Origin of the sequence: Corynebacterium sp. sy039 (assembly GCF_007904105.1) — a bacterium.
Lineage (GTDB): Bacteria > Actinomycetota > Actinomycetes > Mycobacteriales > Mycobacteriaceae > Corynebacterium.
The window spans coordinates 1,356,403-1,383,327 of record NZ_CP042325.1 but is presented as its reverse complement, the minus strand read 5'-3'; the positions used below and the strand labels follow the sequence as shown (position 1 = coordinate 1,383,327).

The window sequence follows — 26,925 nt, the reverse complement described above, 5'->3', positions numbered from 1 at the left end:
AGAATGCCGCAGGGAAAAGTAGATCCAAAGAATATCCCCAATGATGGTTTGACTACCAAACAACGTCGTCAGCTACCTATTACAGCGATACATACCGGTGACGGCAAAGGAAAATCTACGGCTGCTTTTGGCATGGCATTACGCGCCTGGAACCAGGGCTTAAACATCGGAGTATTCCAATTCGTAAAATCAGCAAAATGGCGCGTTGGCGAGGAAAGCGTGTTCCGTACCTTGGCTCAGTTGCATGAGGACACTGCTCAGGGCGGTGCTGTGCAGTGGCATAAAATGGGAGAGGGCTGGTCGTGGGCGAGGAAACAAGGAGCGCAAGAAGACCATGCGCATAATGCTGCAGCGGGGTGGGAGGAGATCAAGCGTCGTTTAGCGCAAGAAACACATGATTTTTATGTGCTTGATGAGTTTACTTATCCCATTAAGTGGGGCTGGATTGATGTTGAAGATGTGGTGGAGACTCTGAAGAGTCGACCAGGAACACAGCACGTCGTTATTACTGGTAGGGATGCTCATCCGCGATTGATTGAAGTAGCTGATTTGGTCACGCGTATGGAGAAAATCAAACATCCGATGGATCAGGGACGCAAGGGACAAAAAGGAATTGAGTGGTGACAACCCCAGGATTTGTTATTGCAGCTACTGCCTCTGGGGCAGGAAAAACCACAATAGCCACTGGGCTTATGTATGCCCTAGCCCAGCGCATGACAGTCGCTCCTTTTAAGGTGGGTCCTGATTATATAGATCCGAGCTATCATAGCTTAGCGACGAAAACCCAAGGTAGAAATCTTGATTCTGTTATGTGTGGGCGAGAACTTATCGGTCCGCTTTATACACATGGTTGCCAAGGCGCAGATATAGCTGTCGTCGAAGGCGTTATGGGACTATTTGATGGCAGAATCACCACTGAGCACAGTGGCAGTGACTATGCCGAGGGATCTACTGCAGATATTGCTGCGCTGTTGGGTTTGCCCATAGTGCTTGTTGTGGATGTGCGAGGAATGAGCCAGTCAGTTGGAGCACTTGTGCGTGGTTTCTCCACTTATGATCCTCGGCTTAACATTGCAGGGGTAATCCTTAATAATGCAGGTAGTTCCCGTCATGCTGAGGTCTGTCAACAAGCAATAATCGACTGCGGTATCCCTGTATTTGGTGTGGTACCACGAATAAAAGATATTGCTGTGCCTTCTCGACATTTGGGATTAGTTACTTCTGGAGAATTGACCACCGCACAAGAAGCAGTGGAAAAAATGGGTGACATTGTCGAACAGTATGTCGATATAGACCGGATCATTGAGTGCGCACAGTGTCAATGGGAAGGCGAGCCGTGGAAACCAGAAGATCATATTGAGGCTGTTGCTCGGCACCCTAGAGTTCGTATTGCACTGGCAACAGGACCTGCTTTTTCTTTCACTTATGCTGAGCATAGAGAATTACTAGCTGCAGCAGGAGCAGAACTTATGAGTTTTGATCCATTGCGTGATGATTTTCCAGATTGCGATGGGCTTATTATTCCCGGTGGATTCCCAGAGGAATACTGTAAGGAATTAGCCCAGCGTAGTGAATTGGCCAAGCAGATACGTGCTCGAATTGAACAAGGTATGCCGGTGCACGCAGAATGTGCTGGTTTATTATGGCTGCTTGACACCCTTGACTCCTATCCCATGTTGGGGGTGATCCCCGCAGTAGCAACGATGAAGAATCGAGTGACACTGGGCTACCGCGATAGTGTTGCTTTAGTTGATTCTTGTCTCTATCGTGCAGGGCAGCGCGTCGTGGGGCATGAGTTTCACTACACTCAATTAGTCGTCGACGCGGAGTCTCGTGCTCACGATAGTGGTGACTACAATCCCGCTTGGGCATGGCGTAGTTGGGAAAAAGAAGTGGTAAAAGAAGGGTTTATCCGTGGTAATATCCATGCGAGTTATGTGCACGTTCACCCAGCCGCGGTGCCCACAGCAATAAGTCGTTTTGTGGAACAGTGCTTGCACTATGCTGCTTGTCGTGACGCTGTTTCCGATACAGCATAGACAACGAAGAGAAAAACATGGTGATTGCATTTTTCAGTACCACAGCTACCCCAGATGGTGCGTTTAGCATTATCAGTGCTGATAACAAAGTATTGGCAAGCGGATGGAATACCACTACTCAGGAATTGCTCTCTTTGATTCACAGTAGTATCCGACCAGATCAACTAGAAGAAGTGCCTGCGCATAATCCACAGGTTTCTTTCGCGCTCGACGCAGTGCATGCATATTATCAGGGCGAGATTCATCGAGTGGCTGAGGTGGCGGTATCCCAAGTCGCTACTGCTTTTCAAGAAAAAGCATGGCAATGTTTACGCGAGGTTTCGCCCGGAAACCCCATAAGCTATCGTGACTACGCAGCATTATGCGGTGCGCCACGGGCTATTCGGGCTGTAGCTAGTGCATGTGCCCGCAATAGTGCAGCCTTATTTGTGCCTTGCCATCGGATTATACGCAGTGATGGTAGCCTAGGCGGTTTTCGCTATGGGCTAGAGATTAAACGAGCACTGCTAGAGCGGGAATCCCTCCAGGAGTAATTCCTGGGGTTACGTACCGCAATAGCTAACAAAGGTTGAGGCAAGAGCAGAATCTGGTGTGCTCAATGAGACAGCCAGTGGGTTATCTTGAGCTACCTCCCCAAAAGGAGTGTCTAGTAGTGTCATAATGCGCTTGACATCGTTAAGATCATCGTCGTAACGCACTTTCTTGAGAGCATCTTCCACAACATGATTCCGCGGAATATATGCGGGATTGACTGTGCGCATATGCGCATAATCTGGGTCAAGAGAGCGCCACTGCGTAATCCACTGAGCTATCTGATTCAGGTGATGATGGTGCTGACTGTTGTTGCGTTGAGGCAGTAGTGCAGCTAATTCCTCCTGAGGTATGTCGTCGTGCGTATGCGCAAGCAGATGCAGGAAAGCATTGAGATCAAGGTGCGTTTGGTTTAATAACAGCTGCCAATCCTCAATGAGCTTTTCGACGGTTGGGTTATGTTCTTTTCCCTCTAGTCCTAATGCACCACGCATAAGGCTCAACCATGCGCGATGATAGTGCGTGGGAAAAGTATCAAGGATAGCGCTCAGGTGTGCATGGGGGAGAATGGGAAGTAATGTTTCTGCAAGTCTAGTGAGGTTCCATCTGATTATCCCGGGTTGATTTCCGTAACTATAGCGACCGTTATGATCGATAGAACTAAACACAGTGTTTGGGTCGTAGTATTCCATAAAAGCACATGGACCGTAGTCAATACTTACCCCGCTTATGGTGGTGTTATCGGTGTTGAGCACTCCGTGAACGAAACCATAACGCATCCATTGGGCAACTAATTGTGCCTGCCGTTGGACTAGCGCGTCGAAAAACTCAGCGTAATTGCAACCAGAGTAGTGCCGAGCGATACTATAGTCGGCAAGTTCCTGAACATAGGATTGACCGCGTAGCGCAGCATATTGAAAAGTGCCTATTCTGATATGCGAAGGTGCCACTCGGATCAGTAATGCCCCTTCTTCTGCCGTGGTACGAGCAATTTTCTTGCCAGTTTTGAGCACTGCCAAAGCCTGTGTGGTAGGAATACCTAAAGTATGCAGCCACCGGCTTATGACATATTCGCGAAGCATTGCTGCCAGCGGAGCCTGACCATCACCACCGCGAGAAAACACAGTGCGACCCGAGCCTTTGAGATGAATATCAACCAAAGAGCCATTGCGTGCACGTAACTCTCCTAAGAGGAGTGCCCGCCCGTCGCCAAGCAAAGGGACGAAATTGCCAAATTGATGGCCAGAATATGCCATGGCATGACCAGCAGGGTGTGAGTCTAATAATGAGAGGAGGTCGCAGCTAGTGATACCGAGTTCTGCACCCAATGCGTCATTGAACTGCACTAACTCTAGGTTAGGGAACCGCTCCATCGTAGTTGGGTGTACAAACGACGGTAGGTTCTCAGCAAAATGGTGACTCAGATTCATGTATCCAACCCTAGTGGGGACTAAACTCTATGTGCATGGCAGAAAAACTAACTTCTACTGTAACGCTTATTGGTGGTGGTCCTGGTGCATGGGACCTGATAACAATTCGTGGTATGAAAAAATTGCATGAAGCTGATGTAGTGTTAGTTGATCATTTAGGACCTGGGGCTGAGTTAGCAGAATTATCTGAGTTATGTGATTTAGAAAAAAAAGAGATTGTTGATGTCTCCAAGTTGCCTTATGGCAAGCAGGTCGCTCAGGAAAAAATAAATGAACTCCTGATTGAATATGCACTAGCAGGTAAAAAAGTGGTGCGCTTAAAAGGCGGGGATCCTTATGTCTTTGGCCGCGGTTTTGAGGAATACCAAGCACTTCAGGAACAGGGCATTGCTTGTGAAATCGTCCCCGGGGTAAGCAGTGGTATTGCTGTTCCTGCCTTGGCAGGCATACCTGTCACACAACGTGGGATGGTGCATAATTTCACGATTGTATCTGGGCATTTACCACCCGGACACCCCAAATCACTTAATGACTTCTCTGCGCTGGCACATACTGGCGGTACCTTGGTGGTGATAATGGGAGTAAAAAATGCTGAAGCAATTACTCAAGCACTTATCGACGCAGGTCTTGATCCACATACCCCTGCTGCCGTGATACAAGAAGGCGCTACCAAACATCAGCGTAGTTTTCATTGCGAAGTAGCAGAATTGGCTCAGCTTATGCGTGCGCAGCAGATACAACCACCAGCTGTCTATGTTATTGGTGCTGTAGCCGGGTTGATTACCCAATAAGCAAGGCACGCAATGGGGAGAATAAAACCGACCGAAAACAAGTAGACTTTTTATGTGCCGTATCAACAGATAAAAGAAAAACACACCGTGGTTCGACCTAACTCACTGTGGAATATCTGCCACAAGTATTGGATCATCGTGTGTTGCATATTATGTGCGATTAGTGCTGTCTTTGCCTGGGCAACAGGCAATGAATTGCACCGTCATTGGGCACTCTTAGCACTGATTGGTTATATCGGGGCAGCAGGTTTTTTTTCGATTAAGCGGGCTGTTGTCGCTTGTATTTGGGCTTTAGCATGGACATTAGTGTTTCCACTGGCATGGTTCATTCCCCGCGGTGCACGCCAACCTGAGGTTTTCGTGGTAGAACGTGCAGCACATGATTTTTTCACCACTGCGAATCCCTGGATCACACACCCCAAGGTAGTAGATGACTTTAATCCGTACAGTCCTGCAATGGTTCTTTTCGGTATGCCAGCTCAGGTTTGGGATACTCGTTTCCTAGGAGACGCCCGGATATGGTTTTTAGTCTTCTTTAGCTGGTGCTTCATCTATGCCTATCGAGTAACCGAAGACCATATCCGAAATACCAAACCCTATGCGCAAACCACGGCACTCATGATAGTGCTGTGTATTCCAGTTGTGGCGCTTTCTGCTGCCGTCGGTGGTGTAGACCTACCAGTTGCCGGGGCAACTATGGTGGCACTAGCAACTTTCTGGGCACAAAAATATGCCCAATCAGGTGCTTTCATCGCGCTTGCATTAGGCATGAAATGGATGATCATGCCGATACTTTTTGTCCTCATTTTTCTTTTAGGTTCTCGTGCACATAAAAGACAGCTTCTTCATTTCTTCGGCACGAGCATGGGAATAGGTCTGCTCGTGCATATTCCAGCATTGATGAATATGCACGAGTTCATAAACCACACAGTGCTGTTTCCGGCAGGAAAAGCACAGGTGATGACACCGGCAGGTAATTCTCTAGCCGGTGCACTACTTGCTGATGTTCCTGGTGGACAACTGCTGTGTTATGGATTGTTGCTCATTGCTGGCATAGGTTTTGCTGTGCGGCTTTGGATTCGTCCCCCCAGGTCTTTAGCAGGTGTATGTATCTTGTGCAGCATTGGCCTGGTTGTGTTATTCCTATTCTCACCCAGTTTCCGATTTGGCTATATGCTCTATCCAGCAACATTTATGTGGTTTGCATGGATTACTCATATACGACGTGGTGTAGTTTCTTCCCCGTAGCGTGAAATCATACAACCAGCGTAAGTTCAGTAGGTTTATTGTTATTGTGCTCGATTCTTAATCCGGCAGCTCGGGAAATATGGATAACATCATCAATACTGTCAGCTTGATCCGTCGATAATGCCAGAATGCGAGCAAGTTGCCCTTTGTAATGCTTATTAAAATGACTGACAACTTTGCGCGTTCCATCAGGCTGGCATGATTCTACTCGCACAGTAACAGCACTACTCAGCTTGCCAAGTTGTTGATAGGTTCCTGACCGTAAGTCAATGATCAGCTCACCAATGTCACTCAAGGTATCTTTAATGCTCGTTCCCCATCGACTTTTCATGGTAGGTACAGTGGCATTGGCTGTATCAGTAGCAGTGAAGGAACCATCATGGTGAAGGGATCGTCCCCGACGCGGTAGCTTCGTATTGCCAGAGAGACGATAATGCGGAATGAGATCATCCGCCCGAATAAGTCCAAAAAGCGCAGAACCAATAGCAAGGCGCTGCCATGCGTGTTCAGGCAAAGACGCTGCATCTAGAGCGTTATAGAGCACCCCAGTGTAACGCAGCAAGGCTGGCATTGTGGGTGAGTGAAAAAGCTGTGTATTCGATGCAGCTTCGTCGAGTAGCTTTTCAGAAATTCCTAAAATAGATAGCGCTTGTTGAGGATCTAATGCCGCAAGGTCATGCGCAATATCCTCGCGGATTGAATTGAGCTGGGGGAAGGATAGTTTTTCTAATTGTAGTGATGGATGATCGCCACCGGATATTTTCGTTTCTGAGGGCGGTAAAATAATGAGCATAGCTATTAAGAATAGTTGTTCTTCATCGACTAGACTTCTAAAACATGATTACCCGTCTTTCTACTTTATTTTTGCGTACATTACGTCAGGATCCTGCTGATGCCGAAGTACCTAGCCATAAACTTTTGCTGAGAGCTGGTTATATTCGTCGAAGCGCGCCAGGAGTGTATTCTTGGTTGCCGCTGGGACTGCGTACCCTACGCAAAATTGAAGGAATTGTCCGTGAAGAAATGGATTCCATCGGTGCTCAAGAGTTGCTTTTCCCAGCATTGTTGCCGAGAGAACCGTATGAACAAACACATCGCTGGACAGAATATGGCGATAACCTCTTTCGCCTCAAAGACCGTAAAGGCGCAGATTATCTCCTGGGACCAACCCATGAGGAAATTTTCACTGCTGCGGTAAAGGATCTTTATTCCTCTTATAAAGACTTTCCAGTAACTCTCTATCAGATACAAACAAAGTATCGTGATGAAGAACGCCCACGTGCCGGTATTTTGCGCGGTAGAGAGTTCATTATGAAAGATTCTTACTCTTTCGACATGGACGATGCTGGTCTTGAGGCTTCATATCAAGCTCATCGACGCGCGTATCAACGAGTTTTTGACCGTTTAGGTCTTAACTATGTCATTTGTGCTGCAACATCAGGCGCTATGGGTGGTTCTGCCTCAGAGGAGTTCTTGGCCATTAGTCCTTATGGTGAGGATACTTTTGTCCGTGCCACAGAAGGCGATTATGCAGCTAATGTGGAGGCTGTTATTACCCAACCTGGTGTGGAACGTGATTACAGTCAATTACCACCAGCACAGGAATATGACACCCCAGAATCGGAGACGATTGCTGCACTTGTGGAATGGGCACGTAGCCAGTCCATTAGCGTCGAAGGCAGGGAAGTGACTGCGGCTGACACGCTCAAGTGCATTATTTGCCGCGTCAAAGAACCAGCTCAGGAAGAAACTCGATTGTTGGGGGTACTTATCCCCGGTGATCGGGAAGTAGATATGAAGCGCTTGGAGGCTGCTTTAGAACCAGCGAGCGTGGAGTTAGCAACTCCTGAGGATTTTGCACAACACCCGTTCTTGGTGAAGGGATATGTTGGTCCTCGCGCGTTGGCAGAACATGGCATAGAAGTACTAGCTGATCCACGTGTGGTATCAGGCACTGCATGGATTACTGGTGCTGATGCACCTCAGCGCCATATTGTGGGATTAGTTGCTGGTCGTGACTTTAACGTTGACGGGTATATTGAAGCCGCAGAGATTAAAGAAGGCGATCCAGCACCTGCTGGTCAAGGTGTTCTTACTCTTGAACGAGGTATTGAAGTCGGACACATTTTCCAATTGGGACGCAAATACACTGAAGCCTTTGACGTGCAAATTCTTGACGAAAACGGCAAGCGTGCTATCCCAACTATGGGCTCATATGGTTTAGGTATTTCTCGATTGATGGCTGTGCTTGCCGAACAACGCCTGGACGAAAAAGGATTGAACTGGCCGTTGGCAGTCGCTCCTTATCAAGTGCACCTGGTGGTTGCTAATAAGGATGAAGCAGCGATTAAAGCTGGTGAAGAGCTTGTAGCACAATTAGATCGTGCGGGTGTAGAAGTGCTTTACGACGATCGACCTAAAGTAAGTCCAGGCGTGAAATTCAAGGACGCAGAATTGCTAGGTATGCCATATGTAGTCATTTTGGGTCGCTCTTTTGCTGAAGGAAAGGTAGAGTTACGCGCTCGGGGTGGGCAAACCACTGAGGTAGATGCAACTGATATTTATGACACTGTGCTTCGGCTTGTCCAATCCCGTTAATCCTCATTGTTAAGGCACAGCCTGTGCTTTAGCGCTATCGCCAGCAAAGCTCAATGACAGAGCACGCCAAGAAGTCTCGTGGGCTTGGCTGGCGGTATTCTTCCAGAAGCTGAGGTCGTCGTCGAGTAGTTCGCTGAGGAAAATTGCTGCCGTGGGTTCATCGGAGACAGTAGTGTACTGGTCGAAGCGATAGGCAGGAGCTTGTGCAGGTATTTCTTGGTCAGCTGGCAAAGACAACTCGAGCGTATTGATACGGTTGAGGTGGGTTTGGGTAAGAACATCGAGTTTTTCTTGTGTAGCAGAATCTGCAAAAGCACGCGCCAATCCGAACGCGTACATAAGTGTCTTTTCATGGTTAAGGGCAGTGCGTAGCGTCGTGAGATCATCGTGATCATTGACACTTGCCTGTGGAGCTAAATCGACAGGTTCTCCTTGGGCACACAGTTTGGCATATTCCTCCACCACTATAGGAAGTGACTGCCGGTCAACGTCGCCAATTTTTTGGAAAATTCGTGAACTAGTTGGGGTATCGTCACTGGTTGGGGCAGTGGTTGCGAGGGATTCTGCGTCGCAACTATCTGGGATATCGCCATTTTTATAGTGACCGCATAGTCGGATAATTTCGCGTTCAAGCACTGCGGCATCGTCATGCCTATTCTGCGCTAAGGCTGTGTGATAAAACTCCAACAAAGTTGGATCAGGTTGTGGCTGTGGCTGAGAAAAGATTGAACATCCGCTAAGGGTCATGGCAGATAATGTGCACAAAGCAGCACTAACACACAGTCCACGATGAGTTTTTTGTGATAATTGCGAAAATAATTGGATACCCACAACTAATATAGTCTACTGATGGTATTACTTTTCTGGTGAAGCCACAGTGGTTAGCTGCGGTTTTCCTGGAATGCTGTGCTGTCTATCGGTTGGCACACCAGGTGCCGTATCGACGTTGTTATATTGTCGGCATCGTGGACTAGCATGAACTTTATGGCTTTTCCTAATGATGAGCAGTTAAAAACTGCGCTTAGTCCTGTAATCGAGCGCTATGGTGTAGATATTGAAGCGATAAAAATATCTCCCGCAGGCAAAAAAACAGTTGTTGCTATAGCAGTTGATAAAGATGGGCGGATCGATTCCGATACGATTGAAGCATTGTCGCGTGATATTTCCGCTTGGTGTGATGCTCAAGAAGAAGCCGGGGTATTTAATTTTGGTGCTGGATATACGCTTGAAGTGAGCACTCCAGGAGTGGATTTACCATTGACTTTGCCTCGGCATTGGCGTCGGAATCGTGGTCGAGCTATAGCTATAGCGGAGGCGCATGAAGCACGAGAAGATGGGAATCCGCAAGGCAGACAAGGCCAGAAGGGGAAGAAAGCTACGACAACTCTGTGGCGTATTGGTGCGTTAGATGCTCAAGAAGAAAATGTCATTTTGATTACTAAACAGAAGAAACAACTTATTGTTCGAGCAGCGCAATTGGCACATTATGCCGGTTGTCTGGTAGAAGTGGAGTTCGCACAACCTACAGTTGAAGAACGAGAATTAGTTGCTTTAACTTTCGACGAAGCCATGACATGGCGAGAGGAACATAACAAGTGAATATAGATGTCCAGGCGCTAAAAGATATCGAAGAACAAAGCGGTATTGTCGTTGAGGATATGTTGGGTACGATTGCCCAAGCATTGCTTTATGCCTATCTCAATTTCAAGGCAGAAGCTGCTGCAGAAAATACAAAATCACGAGTAGATATTGATAGTGCTACTGGTGAAGTAACAGTGATCGTCAGTGAACTCGATGATGATAACAATGTGATTTCTGAGTACGACGATACGCCAAGTAACTTCGGGCGCGTTGGAGCCCAAGCGGTACGCGAAGCAATCGTGAGTCGTTTGCGAGAAGCAGAAACAAGTCAGGCATATGACGCATATAGCGCGTATGAACACAATGTGGTTTCTGGTGTGGTGCAGGCTGATGCTTTTGCGAATGAGCGCGGGATCGTTGTCGTGCATCTAGGTAGTGAGTTTGAGGGACAAGATGGCATTATTCTGCCAGCCGAGCAGTTGCCTGGAGAAAAACTCGCACATGGTGACCGAATTAAAACCTATGTTGTTGATGTCAATCGCAATAACCCTAAGAGCTTACAAATTAATCTTTCCAGGACTCACCCTGAGCTCGTACGACGTTTGTTCGAGCTTGAGATTCCGGAAGTTGCAGATGGTTCGGTGGAAATTGTTTCTATTGCTCGTGAAGCAGGGCACCGTTCTAAAGTTGCAGTAAAAGCCAATAAAAAAGGCTTAAATGCAAAAGGCGCATGCATTGGTCCGCGTGGTCAGCGAGTCAATAACATCATGAATGATCTTGGTGGCGAAAAGATCGATATTGTTGATTATTCAGATGATCCAGCTGTATATGTTGGTAATTCACTTGCTCCATCTAAAGTGGTTCATGTAGAGATTCTTAGTCGTGAAGAGCAAACAGCTAGGGTAACGGTGCCTGATTACCAGCTTTCCCTTGCCATTGGTAAAGAAGGGCAGAATGTGCGCCTTGCTGCTCGCTTAACAGGTTGGAAGATTGATATTCGCTCTGACGCCAGTTAAAAGCAGTTAAAAGTCCGTCAAGACTAAGAGTGGGTTTTAATTGCTCTGCTTAGGGATAATGGCGTAGACTATATGAGGCTCTGAGGTTTTCAAGCACATTATTTTGGTCACTTATGGTCGTTGTATCTAAGTGCAATAATGTTTGCTTGAAACAAGAAGAAGTCAGATATTGTGTACGTGGTTATGAGTAGGAGTTGAATGACTAAGCAGGTGCTTTCTGAACGAAAGACGATGAGTTCTCGTAAAGAACCCATCCGTACCTGTATAGCTACCAGTCGAAAATATCCGCAATCTCAGTTATTACGTGTAACAGTTGACAAAGAGAATTCAGGTCATGTTGTCCCAGATCCTCGTCGCCGGTTAGGTGGACGTGGAGCATGGATTACGCCAACAATATCTGCCTATGAGCTTGCTATCAAGCGCAGGGCTTTTGCTCGTGCGCTACGGGTGTCTACTGCGGTAGATACTGGTCATGTACATACGTACCTTTTAGCGAATACCGCGCTAAAGACCCATATTGATGATAAGGAAGACCGAACACTGATGAGCACACGATGAAGCATCAGCGATGAACGTCCAGAGAAGAAGCGAAGGACGCTCTTTTTAACAGGTCTGGTTTTTCCGGGCGTGTTAAAGAAAGCTTTTCCTTCCAAAAAACAAGGAGAAAAGTGCCCGGAAAGCTACGCGTACATGAGTTGGCAAAACAACTCGGTATTACCAGCAAAGAACTACTTGCGACGCTAAAAGAGCAGGGAGAGTTCGTTAAAACTGCCTCGTCTACTATTGAAGCACCAGTAGTAAAGAAGATGAAGCAGCATTACGAAGCGCTTGGTGGAGATAACGCCAGTGCACAACCAGCGGCTAAAAAGCAAGCACCTGCACCTAAGCCAGCGGCTGCAAAAGCACAGAAATCGCCTGCGAAGCCGCAACCTAAACCAGCGGCAAAGCCAAGTGTAGTAGCAGGAGCCAAGGCAGCATCTAAAGCTGAAAAAGAGCAAGCTCAACCAGCTAAGCCCGTACCTGTGCAAAAGCCTAAGCCAGTTGCAAAACCGGCTCCCAAGCCGCAGGCTCAGGCTAGTGCGCCACAATTTAATTCCGGTTCCCCAGCTAAGTCTGGTGCTGCTGGAGAGAAAAAAGCACGTCAAGACAAAGCAGCAACACCAAGTGCAATGCCTAAACCTGCTGCGCCAAAGCCAGGTGCGATGCCACGTCCGCAGGCTAAACCAGCACCACGTCCTGGTGCTCGTGCACCTCGAGTTGCTAATAACCCTTTCTCTACTGGAGGCGGCGAGCGTCCAGCACCACGTCCAGGTGGTACTCGTTCTGGTGCCAGGTCACAAGGTAATAATCCTGCTCGTGGTCAAGGTGGAGCTGGGCGCCCAGGTGGGCAGCGCGGTCAAGGAAACCAGCGTCGTGATACGCGCCCACAAGGGTCAGGAAATGAGCGTCAGGGAGGTGGACGTCGTCCATCACCAACAATGATGCCTGCGCATCCAAATCCAGCGCAGATGCCTACCCGATCTCCCGGAGGTGGTCGTGGTCGCGGCGGTCAACCAGGGCAAAATGGTCCAGGACAAGGCGGTTTCGGCGGACGCGGCGGTAATAACGCACGTGGTGGACGTCGTGGTGGAACAGCTGGTGCTTTCGGACGCCCAGGCGGCGCTCCTCGTAAAGGACGCAAGTCCAAGCGTCAAAAGCGTAATGAGTATGAGGCAATGCAAGCACCAAATCTTGTTGGTGGCGTGCGGTTGCCAGATGGTGGCGGTGCTACTATCCGCTTGGCACGTGGTGCATCCTTATCTGACTTTGCAGACAAGATCAAGGCTGATCCAGCAGCTTTAGTGCAAGCTCTGTTCAACCTCGGTGAGATGGTAACGACCACCGCTTCTGTGAATGAAGAAACTTTGATGCTGCTTGGCGATGAAATGAACTACAAGGTTGAGGTTGTTTCACCTGAGGACGAGGATCGTGAGCTCCTGGAATCTTTCGACCTGCAATTTGGTGAAGATGAAGGTAGCGAAGACGACCTAGCACAACGCCCACCAGTAGTTACCGTTATGGGTCACGTTGATCATGGTAAGACTCGTTTGCTTGACTCCATCCGTAAGACCAATGTTGGGTCTGACGAGGCAGGAGGAATTACGCAGGGTATTGGTGCTTATCAGGTCACCGTGGAGGTAGAAGAAGTACCACGTAAGATCACTTTCTTGGATACTCCTGGTCACGAAGCCTTCACTGCAATGCGTGCTCGTGGTGCAAAGTCTACTGACATTGCTGTACTTGTTGTTGCTGCTGATGACGGTGTCATGCCACAGACTGTTGAGGCTATTAACCACGCTAAAGCAGCGGAAGTACCTATCGTGGTTGCTGTTAATAAGATTGATAAACCGGGTGCGTCTCCTGATAAAATTCGTGGTCAATTGACTGAATATGGTCTTGTCCCAGAAGAATATGGTGGTGACACCATGTTTGTGGATATTTCCGCTAAGCAAAACACCAATATCGATGCGCTACTAGAGTCAGTATTGCTTACCGCTGACGCATCCTTGGATTTGCGTGCTAATCCAGATATGGATGCCCAAGGTGTTGCTATTGAAGCTCACCTTGACCGTGGTCGTGGACCTGTGGCAACTGTTATTGTGCAACGTGGTACTTTGCGTGTAGGTGATTCCATCGTCGCAGGTGATGCTTATGGTCGTGTGCGTCGTATGGTGGATGAGTTTGGTAATGACGTAGCGGAGGCTGGTCCATCGCGTCCAGTCCAGGTACAAGGTCTCAATGGTGTTCCTGGTGCGGGAGATAACCTTTTGGTTGTCGACGATGACCGAGTGGCACGTCAGATCGCTAACCAACGTAATGCTCGTAAGCGCAATGCTTTGGCTGCTAAGACCCGTAAGCGTGTTTCTCTTGAAGATCTCGATACCGTACTTAAAGAGACATCGACGCTTAACCTTATTCTTAAAGGTGATAATGCAGGTTCTGTTGAAGCGCTGGAAGATGCTTTGCTTAAGATTGATATTGATGATGAAGTTGAGCTCAATATCATTGACCGCGGTGTAGGTGCGGTAACACAAACTAACGTATCTTTGGCTGCGGCATCTGACGCGGTAATCATTGCCTTCAATGTTCGCTCTGAAGGCAAGGCTACTGAGGAAGCAAATGCTGAAGGCGTGGATATTCGTTACTACACGGTTATCTACCGTGCCATTGAAGAAGTTGAGCAAGCACTCAAGGGTATGCTCAAGCCAATTTACGAGGAACGCGAAATTGGTCGTGCAGAAATTCGCGCTATCTTCAAGGCATCTGCAGTTGGTCTTATTGCTGGTTGTATGGTTGAAAGCGGTAAGGTACGCCGTGGTGCTTCAGTACGATTGTTGCGTGATGGTGCTGTTATTGCCGCTAAAGCAACTATCGACTCGCTGCGTCGTGAAAAAGACGATGTTACAGAAGTTATGGCTGGCTACGAATGCGGTATGGTATTGAGCTATCCTGACATTCAGGTTGATGATATTATCGAGGTCTTTGAGCAGGTTGAGGTGCCTCGAGACTAAATTGCAGTAGCAGTTTTTGCCCCGGCAGAGGAACGTCGAAAGGCGAACTTATGTCGGGGTTTTATCCTGCGAACAAGATTGTCGGCGTTTAGAATAGGCGTCGAAAAGTAAAAATAATGATGGAGAAAAATGGTAGATCACGCACGTGCTGCTCGGATGGCTAAGAGAATACAGACGATTGTAGCAACCGCTCTTGAACGTGAAATACGAGATCCACGAGTGGAGTACATCACGATTACTGATGCTCGCGTTACCGGCGATTTGCATGATGCCACTGTGTATTACACAGTACGGGGAAAAACTATTGATGAAGAACCTGATGTGCAGGCAGCTTCTGCGGCGCTGGAAAAGGTTAAAGGGCATTTGCGTCGAATAGTAGGCCAGCAATTGAGTGTTCGGTTCACGCCAACACTGTCTTTTGCTTTTGATAATGTTCCTGAGACAAGTTCTTATATGGAACAGCTCCTAGAAAAAGCCAGGAAGCGTGATGAGGAGTTAGCAAAGCTAAAAGAAACCGCCACGCCTGCAGGGGATCCAAGTCCTTATAAGACTATGGAAGAAGAATAGAGACAGAAGAATCACTGTGAAAGGAAGCAAGACGTGTCAATGCCAGCGTCACCGCCGTTGAGCGATCGACGTACGCCTCGCTACATTAGTGACTCCTGCTTACCTGCGCTCACAGCAGCAAGCCAAGCTATAATCCATGCGCACAAGATCGTGGTTGTGGGTCATGTTAATCCAGATGCTGACGCTATTGGTAGTGCTTGTGCGTTAGTACGCGTGCTAGAGAATATGGGGAAACAAGCACAAGCAGTGATTGGTCAACGCCATCTGCTTGACACAGAGCTTATGCATATTCCAGGTGCTACTGAGGTAGCGTTAGCCGATCGACTACCTGAGCATGATCTTGTCATTGTTGTTGACTGTGGTGCTTCATCACGTACAGGAACATTGCAACCAGAAATTCTGGCGCACCCAGAGCGTGTAATCCTCATCGATCACCACACCTCTAACCTGGGTTTTGGTGGGATAAACCTCATTGATCGTGATGCAGAATCAACAACTACAGTGCTATATGATTGGTTCCGATTCTTAGATATTGCCATCGACCGTGATATTGCGTATGCACTCTACTCTGGTCTTGCTACCGACACTGGTGGTTTTCGCTGGGGTCGGGCAAAAATGCATATGCTGGCGCAAGAATTAGTAGATACCGGCATTGATATTCGTCGGATATCCAGGGAGCTTTTCGACGGAGGCACTATCGCAGACTTAAAAATGATAGGTAGTGTGCTGCAGAATCTCACCTCCTACGATATTGAGCAGACTAGGATAGTGATTGCCGTGGCTGCCTATGACATCATTGCCGGTCATGCTCAAGCGCCTGTGGAGAAAATTGCTGATATGGTGCGTGGTCTGAGTGACACTGATATTGTGGTGGTGCTCAAAGAGTATGCGCCAGGTGATTGGACTGTATCTTTGCGTTCGCACACAATTGATGTCTCTCGTATTGCCAAAATATTTGGTGGCGGTGGTCATTTACGTTCAGCCGGTTTTAGTATTTTTGGGACTACTGAGAACATTACTTCACGGGTGCTCCACGCAATAGAAACTGCTCTCGACGCCTAGCTAGAGCAATGGCAGATAAGCACAGATAAGTACCGAGGAAAATGCAACAGGTGAACCACAGGGAAGATGATGTGCTCACTGACACAGGCGCGCAAAGAGTAACGATAAGCACCATCATGGGGCTTGCCGTGCCAGCTCTAGGCGTGCTCTTAACAACACCTATTTTTGTGTTGCTTGATACTGCTATTGTCGGTCGCCTTGGCGGGATAGCACTTGCTGCACTTGCGGCAGGAAGCACTATTTATTCTATGTTTTCTGCCCAACTTACTTTTCTTTCTTATGGCACTACTGCACGTAGTGCTCGTCTTTATGGTGCTGGTGATCGTCGAGGAGCAATTACTGAAGGGGTACAAGCAACCTGGATTGCGCTTTTTGTCGGTACAGGGTTATGTATGGTGATCTTCTTCAATGCAGAGCAACTCTGTGCGTGGATGAGCACCCAGCCAGACATAGCGCAGCGTGCAGCAGGGTGGTTGAAAATCACTGCTTTTGCTATTCCATTGGTGTTAATAGATATGGCAGGCAATGGATGGCTACGTGGTATCCAGAACACGCGCTTACCATTGCTTTTTACTCTAGCTGGTGTCATTCCCGCGGCAGTTCTTATCCCGATTTTTGTGCATAAGTGGGGTCTATATGGTTCAGCATGGGCTACCTTATTGGCAACAGCTATCACTGCATTATGTTTTCTTGGTTGCCTCATTCATCATCATCAAGGATCATGGATACCTCGAGTGTCCATCATCACCCATCAACTAGTCCTTGCGCGTGATCTGATTATTCGATCCTTATCTTTTCAAGTTGCCTTTTTGTGTGCAGCAGCAGTTTTAGGTCGCTATGGTGCAACAGCTTTGGCGGCACATCATATTTTGCTGCAATTGTGGAATTTTATTGCGCTGTTTCTTGATTCATTGGCCATTGCAGCCCAAGCTCTCGTCGGACAGGCCTTGGGTGCTCAGAGTCGTGAGCGTGCGCGTAGTGTGGCACAACGGGTTCTTGGCTTTTCGACGTTCCTTGCCTGCATTCTTGCGCTATGTTGTGCACTAGGACATACGTTTATTGCACGCATTTTTACTCACGACGAAGCAGTGTTGCACGTTGTGGCACACTCATGGTGGCAATTGATTGTCATGACCATCGTAGGCGGGGTGGTTTTCGCGCTCGACGGAGTATTGCTTGGTGCTGGTGATGCAGCTTTTTTGCGGAGCATTTCTCTTGCATCAGTATTAGGTGGTTTTTTACCTGGAATAGCATTAGCAGCCATACTAGGCACAGGTCTTATTGGAGTGTGGTGGGCGCTCATGGCTTTCGTATTCATTCGGTTTATTGCCGTGGTATGGCGATTCATATCAATGAAATGGGCACACATTGATGATGTGACTGCCATGAATGAAAAGAGTACGAGAGGCATATAGTGATGCTTGATCCTAGACTTTTCCCTGAATGCGCACGCGCCTATAGTCTGCGAGTCGATCCGCAGCAGCATGATCTTAGCCGCTTCAATCAGCTACATCCTCTCGAGCAGGTGTTGGTGTCTCACGCTGTTGCTAAGCGCAAAGCAGAGTTTGGTGATGCACGCTGGTGTGCACATCAAGCGCTAGCGCAGCTTCATGGCGACACTGGTGAACCAATTTTACGTGGCGAACGCGGAATGCCGTTATTTCCATCGTCAGTGAGTGGATCGCTGAGCCACACTGCAGGTTTTCGTGCAGCTGTGGTAGCTCCGCGATTGATTGTTCCCGCAATGGGAATTGATATTGAGCAGGCAGAACCATTACCAGAAGGTGTGTTTGAGGCAATCGCACATGGGAGTGAAAAAACTCAGATAGCACAGCTAATGGATAGTGGCATTTACTGTGCGGATCGGTTATTGTTTTGCGCCAAAGAAGCAACATATAAAGCATGGTTCCCGCTGAGTAGACGGTGGTTAGGTTTCGATGAAGCAGAAATCAAACTTTATGCCGACGGAACCTTCAGTTCTTGCATATTAACTAAACCGACGCCAGTGCCTGTTATAGAGGGCAAATGGCTTATTGAGGATGGGTATATTGTGAGCACGACAGCTGTTTTATCGTGCTGATCTCCCAGAACACTATCAATTCCCAATTAAAGGGTAGAAGGTCGTGCCACAAACACAGTAGCTAGACGTGTTTTACTTTCTTTTACCAAGGCAATTGAGTGGCCATTTTCATCAACAGCAGCATGAACACCATGCAGTCCTCGTGGTTCTAACCATTTTCCCATGCTCAGATCATGAGCTTCTTGTGGTGTTACGCGCATAATTGGATAGCAGCGTTGCAGAGCATGATCGAGAGTAAGCGATAGTGAAGCATGAGCGGATAGTTCTTCTAGAGTACGTGCATCAGCAAGAGTAAACGCACCCACTGCAGTACGTCGTAAAGCGATGATACTACCGCCTACCTCGAGTTTTTCACCTAGATCCCTTGCCAAGGAACGGATATAAGTGCCAGAACTACACTCTACAGCGACATCAAGGTCGATATAATCATCCCCATCACGTCGAGCGAGAACATCAAAGGCTGTGATACGGATTGGGCGTGGTGCAAGTTCTACCTTTTGCCCTTCACGAACAAGCTGATAGGCGCGTTTTCCCGCTACTTTAATTGCACTCACTGCAGCAGGACGCTGCATAATATCACCAACAAAACTCTGTGTTGCCTGAACAATATCGTGATCACTTAGATGAGCAGCACGAGCATCAATTTTTTCAATGATGTTTCCTTCGCAGTCATCAGTATCAGTACGTACCCCCAGACGAATCGTGGCAGTATAGGCTTTCGTCGCAGCAGTCATGTGCGACAAAAACTTTGTCCCACGCTCAACTCCTAGCACAAGAACTCCTGTGGCCAAGGGGTCTAAGGTTCCTGCGTGCCCGATCTTTCGAGTGCCAAAGATACGACGCAATTTACCTACAACATCATGAGATGTCATCCCTTCAGGCTTATCGACGATAACCAAACCTGACTTTGCTAAAAGATCGTTCATAACTTAATAACTTAACAGTCTATGTCGTAGGCTAGGGGATGTGGATATCTGGAATGGTTTAACAGAAGTACCGTCAACACTAGAATCAGCAGTAGTAACTATTGGGGTTTTTGATGGCATACATCGAGGACATCGTATGCTCATTTCCCAAGCAACCCAGCGTGCTCAGGAATTAGCAGTGCCAAGTGTCTTACTCACATTTAACCCACACCCGCTAGCAATTTTATGTCCAGACCGTATGCCTCCTATGCTTGGCAGCGTAGCAGAACGTGCCGATCTAGTTGCTGAGCTTGGCATTGATCATATGCTTGCTCTCAATTTTAATGCAGATATGGCGCGCTTAGAGCCTGAACAATTTTTTGTGCAGGTGCTATTAGAAACTCTCCACGCACGTACCATCGTGGTGGGCGAAAACTTCAGCTTCGGTTATCGTGCCCAGGGGACAACGGGTACCTTAAAAGAATTAGGGAAAAAATATGGGGTAGAGGTAAATGTTGTGCAGCTGTTGACTGAGAACAATACTGTTTTGTGCTCTACCTTTATCCGTAATTGCTTGGCTAGTGGTGATATTGCACAGGCTAATTGGGCGTTGGGGCGTAATTACTCGGTTAGCGGTCAAGTGGTGCGTGGTGCTGGTCGTGGTGGTAAAGAGCTAGGATATCCTACTGCTAATTTATATTTTCCAGATTCTGTCGCACTGCCGCAGGACGGAGTTTATGCAGGATTTTTCCAAATAATTTCCGAGGCACCAATTGATGGTGATATGGAGAAAAAAACGCGTTATCCTGCAGCAATATCAGTAGGGCATAATCCTACTTTTGGTGATGAGCGACGTAGTGTTGAGTCCTTTGTGCTAGACAAGGATACTGATCTTTATGGTCACACCGTTGTCGTTGAGTTTGTCGAGCATATTCGTGGTATGAAGAAATTTGACAGTTTGTCTGATCTTTTGGATGCCATTGCCACAGATGTAGATAAAGTGCGAGATATGCTTGCCGTACAAGAACCTACCCAGAAATGAGAAATAATGAGTACATACACAAAAATTATTCTTGATTTAGATACCGGCATTGATGATGCGCTGGCTCTTGCGTATGCGTTGGGTTCACCTGAGTTGGAGCTTATTGGCATTACTGCGACATACGGCAATGTGGAAGTGGCTACAGGAGTGCGCAATGATTTAGCGTTGCTAGAACTATTTGGTCGTCCAGATATTCCTGTATTCGCTGGTCTAGAGCATGCTCGTGCGAAAGATAATTTTGAGGTGCTTGAGATTTCTGCCTTTATTCATGGCAAAAATGGTATTGGTGAGGTAGCAATTCCTGATCCACAAGCTCGAGTGGCGCAAAAATCTGCGGTTGATTTCCTCATTGAATCAGTGGCGCGTTATGGTGACGAGCTTGTTATTGTCCCAACAGGTGCTATGACAAATATCGCAGCAGCTATTGAACAGGATCCTGCTTTTGCACAGAATGCGCATATTGTATTTATGGGTGGTGCCCTTACTGTTCCAGGTAATGTAAGCCCGTGGGCAGAGGCAAATATAAATCAAGATCCAGAAGCTGCAGATATTATGGTACGACGTAGCGTCGATAATACAATGATTGGCTTGGATGTTACCTTGCAGACGTTGTTGACTTATAAAGAAACACAACAATGGCGTGCTATTGGTACTCCTGCGGCATTATTCTTAGCAGATGCTACTGATTATTACATCAAGGCTTACGACGTTACAGCACCGCATTTGGGCGGCTGTGGTTTGCATGATCCACTAGCTGTTGGGGTTGCTGTTGATGAGTCTTTAGTGGAAACAATAGGTATTAACCTCAAAGTAGATACTGAGGGGGCAACCCGAGGGCGAACCATTGGTGATGAAACACGCCTGAATGACCCACAGAAACATTCACAGGTTGCAGTAGCAGTTGATACTCAGCGGTTTTTGGCAGAGTTCATGCAACGCATTGGTCGTGTTGCTCGAGGTGAATACGCATAGTCATGGGTACATGGTTTTTGGTTTCTTTTGTGACCGTATGCTAGAATTTTCGAGGTTTCTTTACTGTGGTTCACAGCAGTGAGAATACTGGCTGCTCTAGCGTCATATTTCGTTATTGATAGTCAATTTTTGTGTGGACTGAAAATAATCAAGGAGTTAGTTCTCATGTCTTTGAGCACTGAACAGAAAAAATCAATTTTGGCTGAGTACGGCTTGCACGAAACTGATACCGGTTCTCCAGAGGCACAGGTCGCTTTGCTTACTTCTCGTATCAACAATTTGACCGAGCACCTCAAGTTCCACAAGCATGACCACCATTCACGTCGTGGTTTGTTGCTTCTCGTTGGTCGTCGCCGTGGCTTGCTTAACTATTTAGCAAGTAACAACGTTGATCGTTACCGTGATCTTATTTCACGTCTTGGATTGCGTCGCTAAGCGATTATTGACAAGTTTTTGTCAGGTACCCGCACCGTCATGGAAACATACATGATGTGTGCGGGTTTTTCGTGCTAGCATGAGTATGTTGCTAATTCAGAAAGAGAATTATTGCAGGGCGGCACCGACGATCGCCAAGAAAACCTCCATGTGATGGGAGACGTGAGTTTTGAGCAACAACTCTACTTTGATTGAATACTTAGAAGATCCGGAAATCGGTATCACTGAAGCAGTAGCTACGATTGATAATGGTGATTTTGGTACTCGTACCATTCGCTTTGAGACTGGTCAGCTTGCTCGTCAAGCTGATGGTTCGGTAACAACATATCTCGACGATGACACCATGCTATTGGCTACCACCACAGCATCAAGTCAGCCACGTGAAGGATTTGATTTCTTCCCGCTCACTGTGGACGTTGAAGAGCGTATGTATGCTGCTGGTCGTATCCCTGGTTCTTTCTTCCGCAGGGAAGGTCGTCCTTCTACGGAAGCAATTTTGGCGTGTCGCCTTATTGACCGTCCACTTCGCCCTACTTTCGTTAAAGGGCTACGCAATGAAGTACAGGTTATTGTCACCGTTTTGTCCATGAACCCTCAGGATATGTATGACGTTGTGGCCATTAACGGTGCCTCAGCCGCTACACAACTATCTGGTTTACCAGTTTCTGGTCCAGTTGGTGGTGTGCGCATGGCGCTATTGGCTGATGAAGCTCATCCAGATGGTCAGTGGATTGCTTTCCCAACTCATGAGCAGCATGAGCAAGCAATTTTTGAGCTTGTAGTTGCTGGACGCATTACCACTAAAAAACAAGGCAAAAAGACTATCCGTGATGTAGCAATCATGATGGTAGAAGCCGGTGCAACAGAATCTGCTGTAGAACGTATTGCACAAGGTGGCCCAGCGCCAACTGAGAAAGTCGTTGCCGAAGGTATTGAAGCTGCAAAGCCGTTCATTGAGTTATTGTGCCAGGCACAGGAAGGGTTAGCGCAACGAGTCGCTAAGCAAACTCAGCAATTCCCATTATTCCCTCCTTATTCTGATGAGATTTTTGCTGCTGTGGAAAAGAAAGCAGCAAAGAAATTAGCGCAGCTTTTGACGATCAAAGATAAACAAGATCGTGATGAAGCAACTAATGAGTACATGGAGCAGATCGCCACAGAGCTGGTTGATCGTTTCAGTGATGACGATAACTATGACGCTACTATCAAAGAAATTCATGCTGCATATAACGCAGTGATGAAAAAGACTGTGCGTCATATGATTCTCACTAAGAATTTCCGTATCGACGGACGTGGTCTTAGTGATATTCGAGATCTTAGCGTGGAAGTAGACCTTATTCCTCGTACACACGGTTCATCATTATTCGAGCGTGGTGAAACACAGATTCTTGGTGTGACTACTCTTGATATGTTGAAGATGGAGCAATCAATTGATTCGCTCACACCAACCACCTCAAAACGCTATATCCACCACTACAATTTCCCACCTTATTCCACTGGAGAAACAGGACGTGTGGGTTCACCAAAGCGTCGTGAGATTGGTCATGGTGCTCTAGCTGAGCGTGCTCTTATTCCAGTTATTCCAACTCGTGAGGAATTCCCTTATACGATTCGACAAGTATCTGAAGCCTTGGGTTCTAACGGATCTACCTCAATGGGTTCAGTGTGTGCATCTACATTATCTCTATACAATGCTGGTGTGCCGCTTAAGGCACCAGTTGCAGGTATCGCAATGGGACTAGTATCTGATGAGGTAGATGGCGAAGTACGCTATGTTACTTTGACAGATATTCTTGGGGCAGAAGATGCTTTCGGTGATATGGACTTTAAGGTAGCTGGTACCGCAGAGTTCATTACGGCATTGCAGTTGGATACTAAACTTGATGGCATTCCGTCGAAAGTGCTTGCTGATGCGTTGGCTCAGGCACGTGAAGCGCGTTTGACCATTTTGGATACTATGTCTGATGTTATCGATACACCAGATGAAATGAGTTCATATGCACCGCGTATCATGACAACAACAGTGCCTGTATCAAAAATTGGTGAAATAATCGGCCCTAAAGGCAAGACGATCAATAGTATTACCGAGCAGACTGGTGCTGAGGTGTCCATCGAAGAAGATGGAACAGTATTTGTTTCTGCTGAGTCTGGTCAAGCAGCTGAGGAAACAATTGCGAAAATTAATGCGATTGCTAATCCACAATTGCCTGAGGTTGGGGAACGGTTCCTCGGGGAAATCGTAAAAACAACCGCTTTTGGTGCCTTTGTTTCTTTGACACCTGGTCGTGATGGACTCATCCACATTTCTAAGCTAGGTGGCGGAAAGCGCATTGAAAAGGTTGAGGATGTGGTCAGCGTAGGCGAAAAGGTCGAGGTAGAAATTCTCGACATTGATAATCGCGGAAAAATATCTTTGGGGCTTGTAGAACAAGAGTCTTAAATGTTGCGTTGATGTCTTAAGGCTCACTTGTGTTTCAAGTGAGCCTTCGGCATAGCATAGCAGAGCACAAGCATTGCCAAACGAAGAAAAGGAATCGAAAACCATGAGAGTCGGTGTTTTAGGCGCAGCTGGTCGCGTGGGAACAGCAATTTGTGCAGGAGTGGAGCAAGCACCAGATATGGAGCTTGTTGCAGCTCTTGGTCGTGGAGATGCTCGAGAACAATTACTACAGAACAAGGCAGAAGTAATTGTTGATTTCACAACTCCTGATTCTGTGATGGATAATCTGGATTTTTGCCTCAGCAACGGTATTCACGCTGTCGTAGGCACAACGGGCTTTAATGAGGAACGTCTAGCACAGGTGAGCCACTATGCTCAGCAAGGTGGAGCGAATGTTCTCATTGCCCCTAATTTTGCTATCTCTGCCGTTTTGACCATGCATTTTTCTCGTCAAGCTGCTCGTTTTTTTGAGTCAGCAGAAGTAGTGGAATATCACCATCCCAATAAACTAGATGCTCCTAGTGGTACCGCGATTCATACAGCCCACGCCATTGCTCAGGCACGTGAAGCTGCCGGATTGGGCGCACAGCCTGACGCTACAAACCAATCTTTAACTGGAGCACGTGGTGCAGAGGTATCTGGGGTGCCGGTTCATGCTGTTCGCATGACGGGTATGGTGGCTCATGAAGAAGTAATTTTTGGTTCTCAAGGTCAGTCGCTTACTATTCGACAAGATTCCTATGATCGGACTTCTTTTGTTCCCGGTGTGTTACTAGCTGTACGTGAAATCGCGCAGCATCCAGGTGTGACAGTCGGTCTTGAACATTTCTTGGGGTTATAAGAATTAATATGGCACATAGCAAGAATCTAGAGGTCACTCTCATTGCATGCAGTGAGTTTCGTGCTCCGGCTGATATTGATTGGGAGACAGATGCGCATGGTGCGCAGGCACTCATTGAGTTTGCTGGTCGAGCGTGTTACGAGAGTTTTAATAAACCCAATCCTCGCACAGCTAGCAATGAAGCCTATATCCATCACATCATGGAAGTTGGACATATGGCGTTGTTGGAGCATCCAACAGCGACGTTGTATCTTCGTGGTCTTTCTCGTTCTGCTACTCATGAGCTTATCCGGCATCGTCATTTTTCTTTTTCTCAACTTTCGCAGCGCTTTGTCCACCAAGAACAAACAGCAATTGTTATTCCGCCGCTTATCGACGAGGATCCGCAGTTGCGTCGTATGTTCCTCAATGCAGTGGATGATTCTCGTTTTATCTATAACGAGTTATTGCATGCTCTGGAAGAGAAGCTAGAAGATGAACCGAATGCTCTTCTTAGACGTAAGCAGGCGCGTCAAGCTGCTAGAGCGATTTTGCCTAATGCTACTGAATCTCGAATAGTTGTCACTGGTAATTTCCGTACCTGGCGTCATTTTATTGCTATGCGTGCGTCAGAACACGCTGATATTGAAATTCGTACTGTAGCAATTGAGTGCTTGAAAATTTTGCAACAGCAGGCACCAGTAGTGTTCAGCGATTTTGAGATTACGAGACTTAGCGACGGTTCTGCTATGGCAACGAGTCCATATGTCATGGACATTTGATGAATTCTTATATGTTTTTTATGAAAAACTAGCGTGAAGATGCACAAAATGTGTGAGAACAGGTAGGGTAATGAGTCATGAGTACAGGTTTGACAGATAACACAAGTGCGTACTTTGGTACGGTTTCTGTTGCCATGGTTACCCCTTTTGATGAAACTGGTGCTGTAGATTTGATTGCTGCACGGCATCTGGCTGCGCATCTAGTTGATAATGGTGTGGATTCGATAGTGCTGTCTGGAACTACTGGTGAAGCACCTGTGACTACTGTGGAAGAAAAACTTAACCTGCTCAAGGCTGTGAAGGCAGAGGTTGGGGAACGCGCAAGTATTGTTGCTGGCGCTGGAACCAATAATACTGTCTCATCAGTCGAATTGGCTCGTGCATCAGTTGAAGCTGGTGCAGATGCCTTATTAGTTGTTACCCCTTATTATTCTCGTCCGAGTCAAGAGGGAATTTATCAACATATTGCAGCGATTGCTGATGCAACTGATGCTCCTATTAGTCTTTATGACATCCCATCTCGTTCTAGTGTTGCATTAGAGCGCGATACAATTTGTCGTTTAGCTGAATTACCCACAATCCAGGCTATGAAGGATGCTAAGGGCAATTTTGCCCAAGCAACAACGCTCATGCGGGAGACTGGATTATCGTGGTATTCCGGAGATGATCCGCTTAATATACCTTGGTTGAGTCTGGGTGCGGTTGGGTTCATTTCGGTTATTGGGCATTTGGCTCCGCGTCAGCTTCGAGATGTACACACGCGTTTTTTGTCGGGTGACCTTCCAGGTGCTCAAGAAATTAATGCGCAATTGTCCCCACTGGTTGCTGCTCAGGCTCGTTTGGGCGGCGTCAGTTTTGTAAAAGCTGCTCTGTCCATGCAGGGCATAAATGTTGGTGAGCCACGTTTGCCTAATATCGCTCCTTGCGAACAAGAGCGTGAGCATCTCCGACGTGATTTAGAAAAAGCTGGAGTTTTATAAATTATGAGTGAAGCCCGTAATCGTTCTCGGAAAGTGACCCGAAAAGCAGGCCCAC

25 protein-coding genes are annotated in these 26,925 nt (G+C 47.2%); 21 read left to right on the top strand and 4 right to left on the bottom strand.

Annotated features, from left to right (window positions below; all coding sequences use genetic code 11):
• Window positions 1–3: 3 nt before the first annotated feature.
• The 3 genes from cobO to FQV43_RS06275 are packed head-to-tail and all read left to right on the top strand — an operon-like array spanning window position 4 to window position 2,572.
• Complete coding sequence (gene cobO, locus FQV43_RS06285) at window positions 4–624, top strand: cob(I)yrinic acid a,c-diamide adenosyltransferase (RefSeq protein WP_144273086.1); 621 nt, start codon at window positions 4–6, stop codon at window positions 622–624.
• The gene (locus FQV43_RS06280) at window positions 618–2,039 is read left to right on the top strand and encodes a cobyrinate a,c-diamide synthase (RefSeq protein WP_146339520.1); all 1,422 of its coding nucleotides are present in this window, start codon (window positions 618–620) and stop codon (window positions 2,037–2,039) included. Before cobO ends, FQV43_RS06280 begins: the two co-directional genes overlap by 7 nt.
• A gap of 17 nt (window positions 2,040–2,056) precedes the next feature.
• Entirely contained in the window at window positions 2,057–2,572 is a 516-nt protein-coding gene (locus FQV43_RS06275; RefSeq protein WP_144273084.1) for a methylated-DNA--[protein]-cysteine S-methyltransferase, read from the top strand.
• 9 nt (window positions 2,573–2,581) lie between these two features.
• On the opposite strand, the gene FQV43_RS06270 is transcribed toward FQV43_RS06275, so the two are convergent.
• Window positions 2,582–4,000 carry a YdiU family protein gene (locus FQV43_RS06270; protein WP_146339519.1) on the bottom strand — a complete coding sequence of 473 codons (1,419 nt, stop codon included), beginning with the start codon at window positions 3,998–4,000 and terminating at the stop codon, window positions 2,582–2,584.
• Window positions 4,001–4,035: 35 nt separating this feature from the next.
• Here FQV43_RS06270 and cobA point away from each other — a divergent pair, with 35 nt between their 5' ends.
• Together cobA and FQV43_RS06260 are read left to right on the top strand one after the other, a co-directional pair.
• On the top strand, window positions 4,036–4,791 hold the full coding sequence (gene cobA / locus FQV43_RS06265) for a uroporphyrinogen-III C-methyltransferase (protein ID WP_371710869.1): 756 nt from the start codon (window positions 4,036–4,038) through the stop codon (window positions 4,789–4,791).
• A gap of 87 nt (window positions 4,792–4,878) precedes the next feature.
• A complete protein-coding gene (locus tag FQV43_RS06260) occupies window positions 4,879–6,039 on the top strand; it encodes a glycosyltransferase family 87 protein (protein WP_168195056.1) in 1,161 nt (386 codons plus the stop codon).
• Between the two features lie 7 nt (window positions 6,040–6,046).
• On the opposite strand, the gene yaaA is transcribed toward FQV43_RS06260, so the two are convergent.
• Window positions 6,047–6,832, bottom strand: a complete 786-nt coding sequence (gene yaaA / locus FQV43_RS06255) for a peroxide stress protein YaaA (RefSeq protein ID WP_144273080.1) — start codon at window positions 6,830–6,832, stop codon at window positions 6,047–6,049.
• 44 nt (window positions 6,833–6,876) lie between these two features.
• Here yaaA and FQV43_RS06250 point away from each other — a divergent pair, with 44 nt between their 5' ends.
• On the top strand, window positions 6,877–8,637 hold the full coding sequence (locus tag FQV43_RS06250) for a proline--tRNA ligase (RefSeq protein WP_144273079.1): 1,761 nt from the start codon (window positions 6,877–6,879) through the stop codon (window positions 8,635–8,637).
• 9 nt (window positions 8,638–8,646) lie between these two features.
• Here the strand turns inward: FQV43_RS06250 and FQV43_RS06245 are convergent, their stop codons facing one another.
• A complete protein-coding gene (locus FQV43_RS06245; RefSeq protein ID WP_146339513.1) occupies window positions 8,647–9,468 on the bottom strand; it encodes a DUF4439 domain-containing protein in 822 nt (273 codons plus the stop codon).
• Between the two features lie 153 nt (window positions 9,469–9,621).
• On the opposite strand from FQV43_RS06245, the gene rimP reads away from it, so the two are divergent.
• From rimP to FQV43_RS06205, 8 genes are all read left to right on the top strand, one after another.
• On the top strand, window positions 9,622–10,236 hold the full coding sequence (gene rimP, locus FQV43_RS06240; RefSeq protein ID WP_146339511.1) for a ribosome maturation factor RimP: 615 nt from the start codon (window positions 9,622–9,624) through the stop codon (window positions 10,234–10,236).
• Complete coding sequence (gene nusA / locus FQV43_RS06235) at window positions 10,233–11,234, top strand: transcription termination factor NusA (RefSeq protein ID WP_144273076.1); 1,002 nt, start codon at window positions 10,233–10,235, stop codon at window positions 11,232–11,234. Before rimP ends, nusA begins: the two co-directional genes overlap by 4 nt.
• 198 nt (window positions 11,235–11,432) lie before the next feature.
• Complete coding sequence (locus tag FQV43_RS06230) at window positions 11,433–11,792, top strand: YlxR family protein (protein ID WP_246846871.1); 360 nt, start codon at window positions 11,433–11,435, stop codon at window positions 11,790–11,792.
• Window positions 11,793–11,902: 110 nt separating this feature from the next.
• On the top strand, window positions 11,903–14,785 hold the full coding sequence (gene infB, locus FQV43_RS06225) for a translation initiation factor IF-2 (RefSeq protein ID WP_146339509.1): 2,883 nt from the start codon (window positions 11,903–11,905) through the stop codon (window positions 14,783–14,785).
• Between the two features lie 129 nt (window positions 14,786–14,914).
• Window positions 14,915–15,352, top strand: a complete 438-nt coding sequence (rbfA, locus tag FQV43_RS06220) for a 30S ribosome-binding factor RbfA (RefSeq protein WP_144273074.1) — start codon at window positions 14,915–14,917, stop codon at window positions 15,350–15,352.
• A 39-nt stretch (window positions 15,353–15,391) separates the two neighbouring features.
• On the top strand, window positions 15,392–16,414 hold the full coding sequence (locus tag FQV43_RS06215) for a bifunctional oligoribonuclease/PAP phosphatase NrnA (protein WP_146340458.1): 1,023 nt from the start codon (window positions 15,392–15,394) through the stop codon (window positions 16,412–16,414).
• A gap of 41 nt (window positions 16,415–16,455) precedes the next feature.
• A complete protein-coding gene (locus tag FQV43_RS06210) occupies window positions 16,456–17,829 on the top strand; it encodes an MATE family efflux transporter (protein WP_146339507.1) in 1,374 nt (457 codons plus the stop codon).
• Between the two features lie 2 nt (window positions 17,830–17,831).
• The gene (locus tag FQV43_RS06205; protein WP_146339505.1) at window positions 17,832–18,494 is read left to right on the top strand and encodes a 4'-phosphopantetheinyl transferase; all 663 of its coding nucleotides are present in this window, start codon (window positions 17,832–17,834) and stop codon (window positions 18,492–18,494) included.
• A 26-nt stretch (window positions 18,495–18,520) separates the two neighbouring features.
• Here the strand turns inward: FQV43_RS06205 and truB are convergent, their stop codons facing one another.
• Window positions 18,521–19,420: a tRNA pseudouridine(55) synthase TruB gene (gene truB / locus FQV43_RS06200; protein ID WP_146339503.1), complete on the bottom strand. Its 900-nt coding sequence runs from the start codon at window positions 19,418–19,420 to the stop codon at window positions 18,521–18,523.
• Between the two features lie 40 nt (window positions 19,421–19,460).
• On the opposite strand from truB, the gene FQV43_RS06195 reads away from it, so the two are divergent.
• The 7 genes from FQV43_RS06195 (at window position 19,461) to dapA (ending at window position 26,870) form a co-directional block, all read left to right on the top strand.
• Window positions 19,461–20,441: a bifunctional riboflavin kinase/FAD synthetase gene (locus tag FQV43_RS06195; protein WP_146339501.1), complete on the top strand. Its 981-nt coding sequence runs from the start codon at window positions 19,461–19,463 to the stop codon at window positions 20,439–20,441.
• A 6-nt stretch (window positions 20,442–20,447) separates the two neighbouring features.
• On the top strand, window positions 20,448–21,413 hold the full coding sequence (locus FQV43_RS06190) for a nucleoside hydrolase (RefSeq protein WP_146339499.1): 966 nt from the start codon (window positions 20,448–20,450) through the stop codon (window positions 21,411–21,413).
• 165 nt (window positions 21,414–21,578) lie between these two features.
• Window positions 21,579–21,848: a 30S ribosomal protein S15 gene (gene rpsO / locus FQV43_RS06185; protein WP_144273068.1), complete on the top strand. Its 270-nt coding sequence runs from the start codon at window positions 21,579–21,581 to the stop codon at window positions 21,846–21,848.
• A 169-nt stretch (window positions 21,849–22,017) separates the two neighbouring features.
• Window positions 22,018–24,288 (top strand): polyribonucleotide nucleotidyltransferase, encoded by a 2,271-nt coding sequence (locus tag FQV43_RS06180; protein ID WP_146339497.1) that lies wholly within the window; start codon window positions 22,018–22,020, stop codon window positions 24,286–24,288.
• 103 nt (window positions 24,289–24,391) lie between these two features.
• The gene (gene dapB / locus FQV43_RS06175) at window positions 24,392–25,129 is read left to right on the top strand and encodes a 4-hydroxy-tetrahydrodipicolinate reductase (protein WP_146339495.1); all 738 of its coding nucleotides are present in this window, start codon (window positions 24,392–24,394) and stop codon (window positions 25,127–25,129) included.
• Between the two features lie 8 nt (window positions 25,130–25,137).
• Window positions 25,138–25,890 (top strand): FAD-dependent thymidylate synthase, encoded by a 753-nt coding sequence (gene thyX / locus FQV43_RS06170; protein WP_144273065.1) that lies wholly within the window; start codon window positions 25,138–25,140, stop codon window positions 25,888–25,890.
• 77 nt (window positions 25,891–25,967) lie between these two features.
• On the top strand, window positions 25,968–26,870 hold the full coding sequence (gene dapA / locus FQV43_RS06165; protein ID WP_146339493.1) for a 4-hydroxy-tetrahydrodipicolinate synthase: 903 nt from the start codon (window positions 25,968–25,970) through the stop codon (window positions 26,868–26,870).
• Window positions 26,871–26,925 lie beyond the last annotated feature (55 nt).

What these genes read in the sequence shown, in the direction of transcription:
- FQV43_RS06190 (WP_146339499.1), top strand. Translation starts at nt 20,448, where the DNA reads ATGAGTACATACACAAAAATTATTCTTGATTTAGATACCGGCATTGAT.
- dapA (WP_146339493.1), top strand. Translation starts at nt 25,968, where the DNA reads ATGAGTACAGGTTTGACAGATAACACAAGTGCGTACTTTGGTACGGTT.
- FQV43_RS06230 (WP_246846871.1), top strand. Translation starts at nt 11,433, where the DNA reads ATGACTAAGCAGGTGCTTTCTGAACGAAAGACGATGAGTTCTCGTAAA.
- rpsO (WP_144273068.1), top strand. Translation starts at nt 21,579, where the DNA reads ATGTCTTTGAGCACTGAACAGAAAAAATCAATTTTGGCTGAGTACGGC.
- thyX (WP_144273065.1), top strand. Translation starts at nt 25,138, where the DNA reads ATGGCACATAGCAAGAATCTAGAGGTCACTCTCATTGCATGCAGTGAG.
- dapB (WP_146339495.1), top strand. Translation starts at nt 24,392, where the DNA reads ATGAGAGTCGGTGTTTTAGGCGCAGCTGGTCGCGTGGGAACAGCAATT.
- cobO (WP_144273086.1), top strand. Translation starts at nt 4, where the DNA reads ATGCCGCAGGGAAAAGTAGATCCAAAGAATATCCCCAATGATGGTTTG.
- yaaA (WP_144273080.1), bottom strand. Translation starts at nt 6,832, where the DNA reads ATGCTCATTATTTTACCGCCCTCAGAAACGAAAATATCCGGTGGCGAT.
- FQV43_RS06275 (WP_144273084.1), top strand. Translation starts at nt 2,057, where the DNA reads ATGGTGATTGCATTTTTCAGTACCACAGCTACCCCAGATGGTGCGTTT.
- cobA (WP_371710869.1), top strand. Translation starts at nt 4,036, where the DNA reads ATGGCAGAAAAACTAACTTCTACTGTAACGCTTATTGGTGGTGGTCCT.
- FQV43_RS06205 (WP_146339505.1), top strand. Translation starts at nt 17,832, where the DNA reads ATGCTTGATCCTAGACTTTTCCCTGAATGCGCACGCGCCTATAGTCTG.
- truB (WP_146339503.1), bottom strand. Translation starts at nt 19,420, where the DNA reads ATGAACGATCTTTTAGCAAAGTCAGGTTTGGTTATCGTCGATAAGCCT.
- FQV43_RS06270 (WP_146339519.1), bottom strand. Translation starts at nt 4,000, where the DNA reads ATGAATCTGAGTCACCATTTTGCTGAGAACCTACCGTCGTTTGTACAC.
- FQV43_RS06210 (WP_146339507.1), top strand. Translation starts at nt 16,456, where the DNA reads ATGCAACAGGTGAACCACAGGGAAGATGATGTGCTCACTGACACAGGC.
- rimP (WP_146339511.1), top strand. Translation starts at nt 9,622, where the DNA reads ATGGCTTTTCCTAATGATGAGCAGTTAAAAACTGCGCTTAGTCCTGTA.
- rbfA (WP_144273074.1), top strand. Translation starts at nt 14,915, where the DNA reads ATGGTAGATCACGCACGTGCTGCTCGGATGGCTAAGAGAATACAGACG.
- FQV43_RS06250 (WP_144273079.1), top strand. Translation starts at nt 6,877, where the DNA reads ATGATTACCCGTCTTTCTACTTTATTTTTGCGTACATTACGTCAGGAT.
- FQV43_RS06215 (WP_146340458.1), top strand. Translation starts at nt 15,392, where the DNA reads ATGCCAGCGTCACCGCCGTTGAGCGATCGACGTACGCCTCGCTACATT.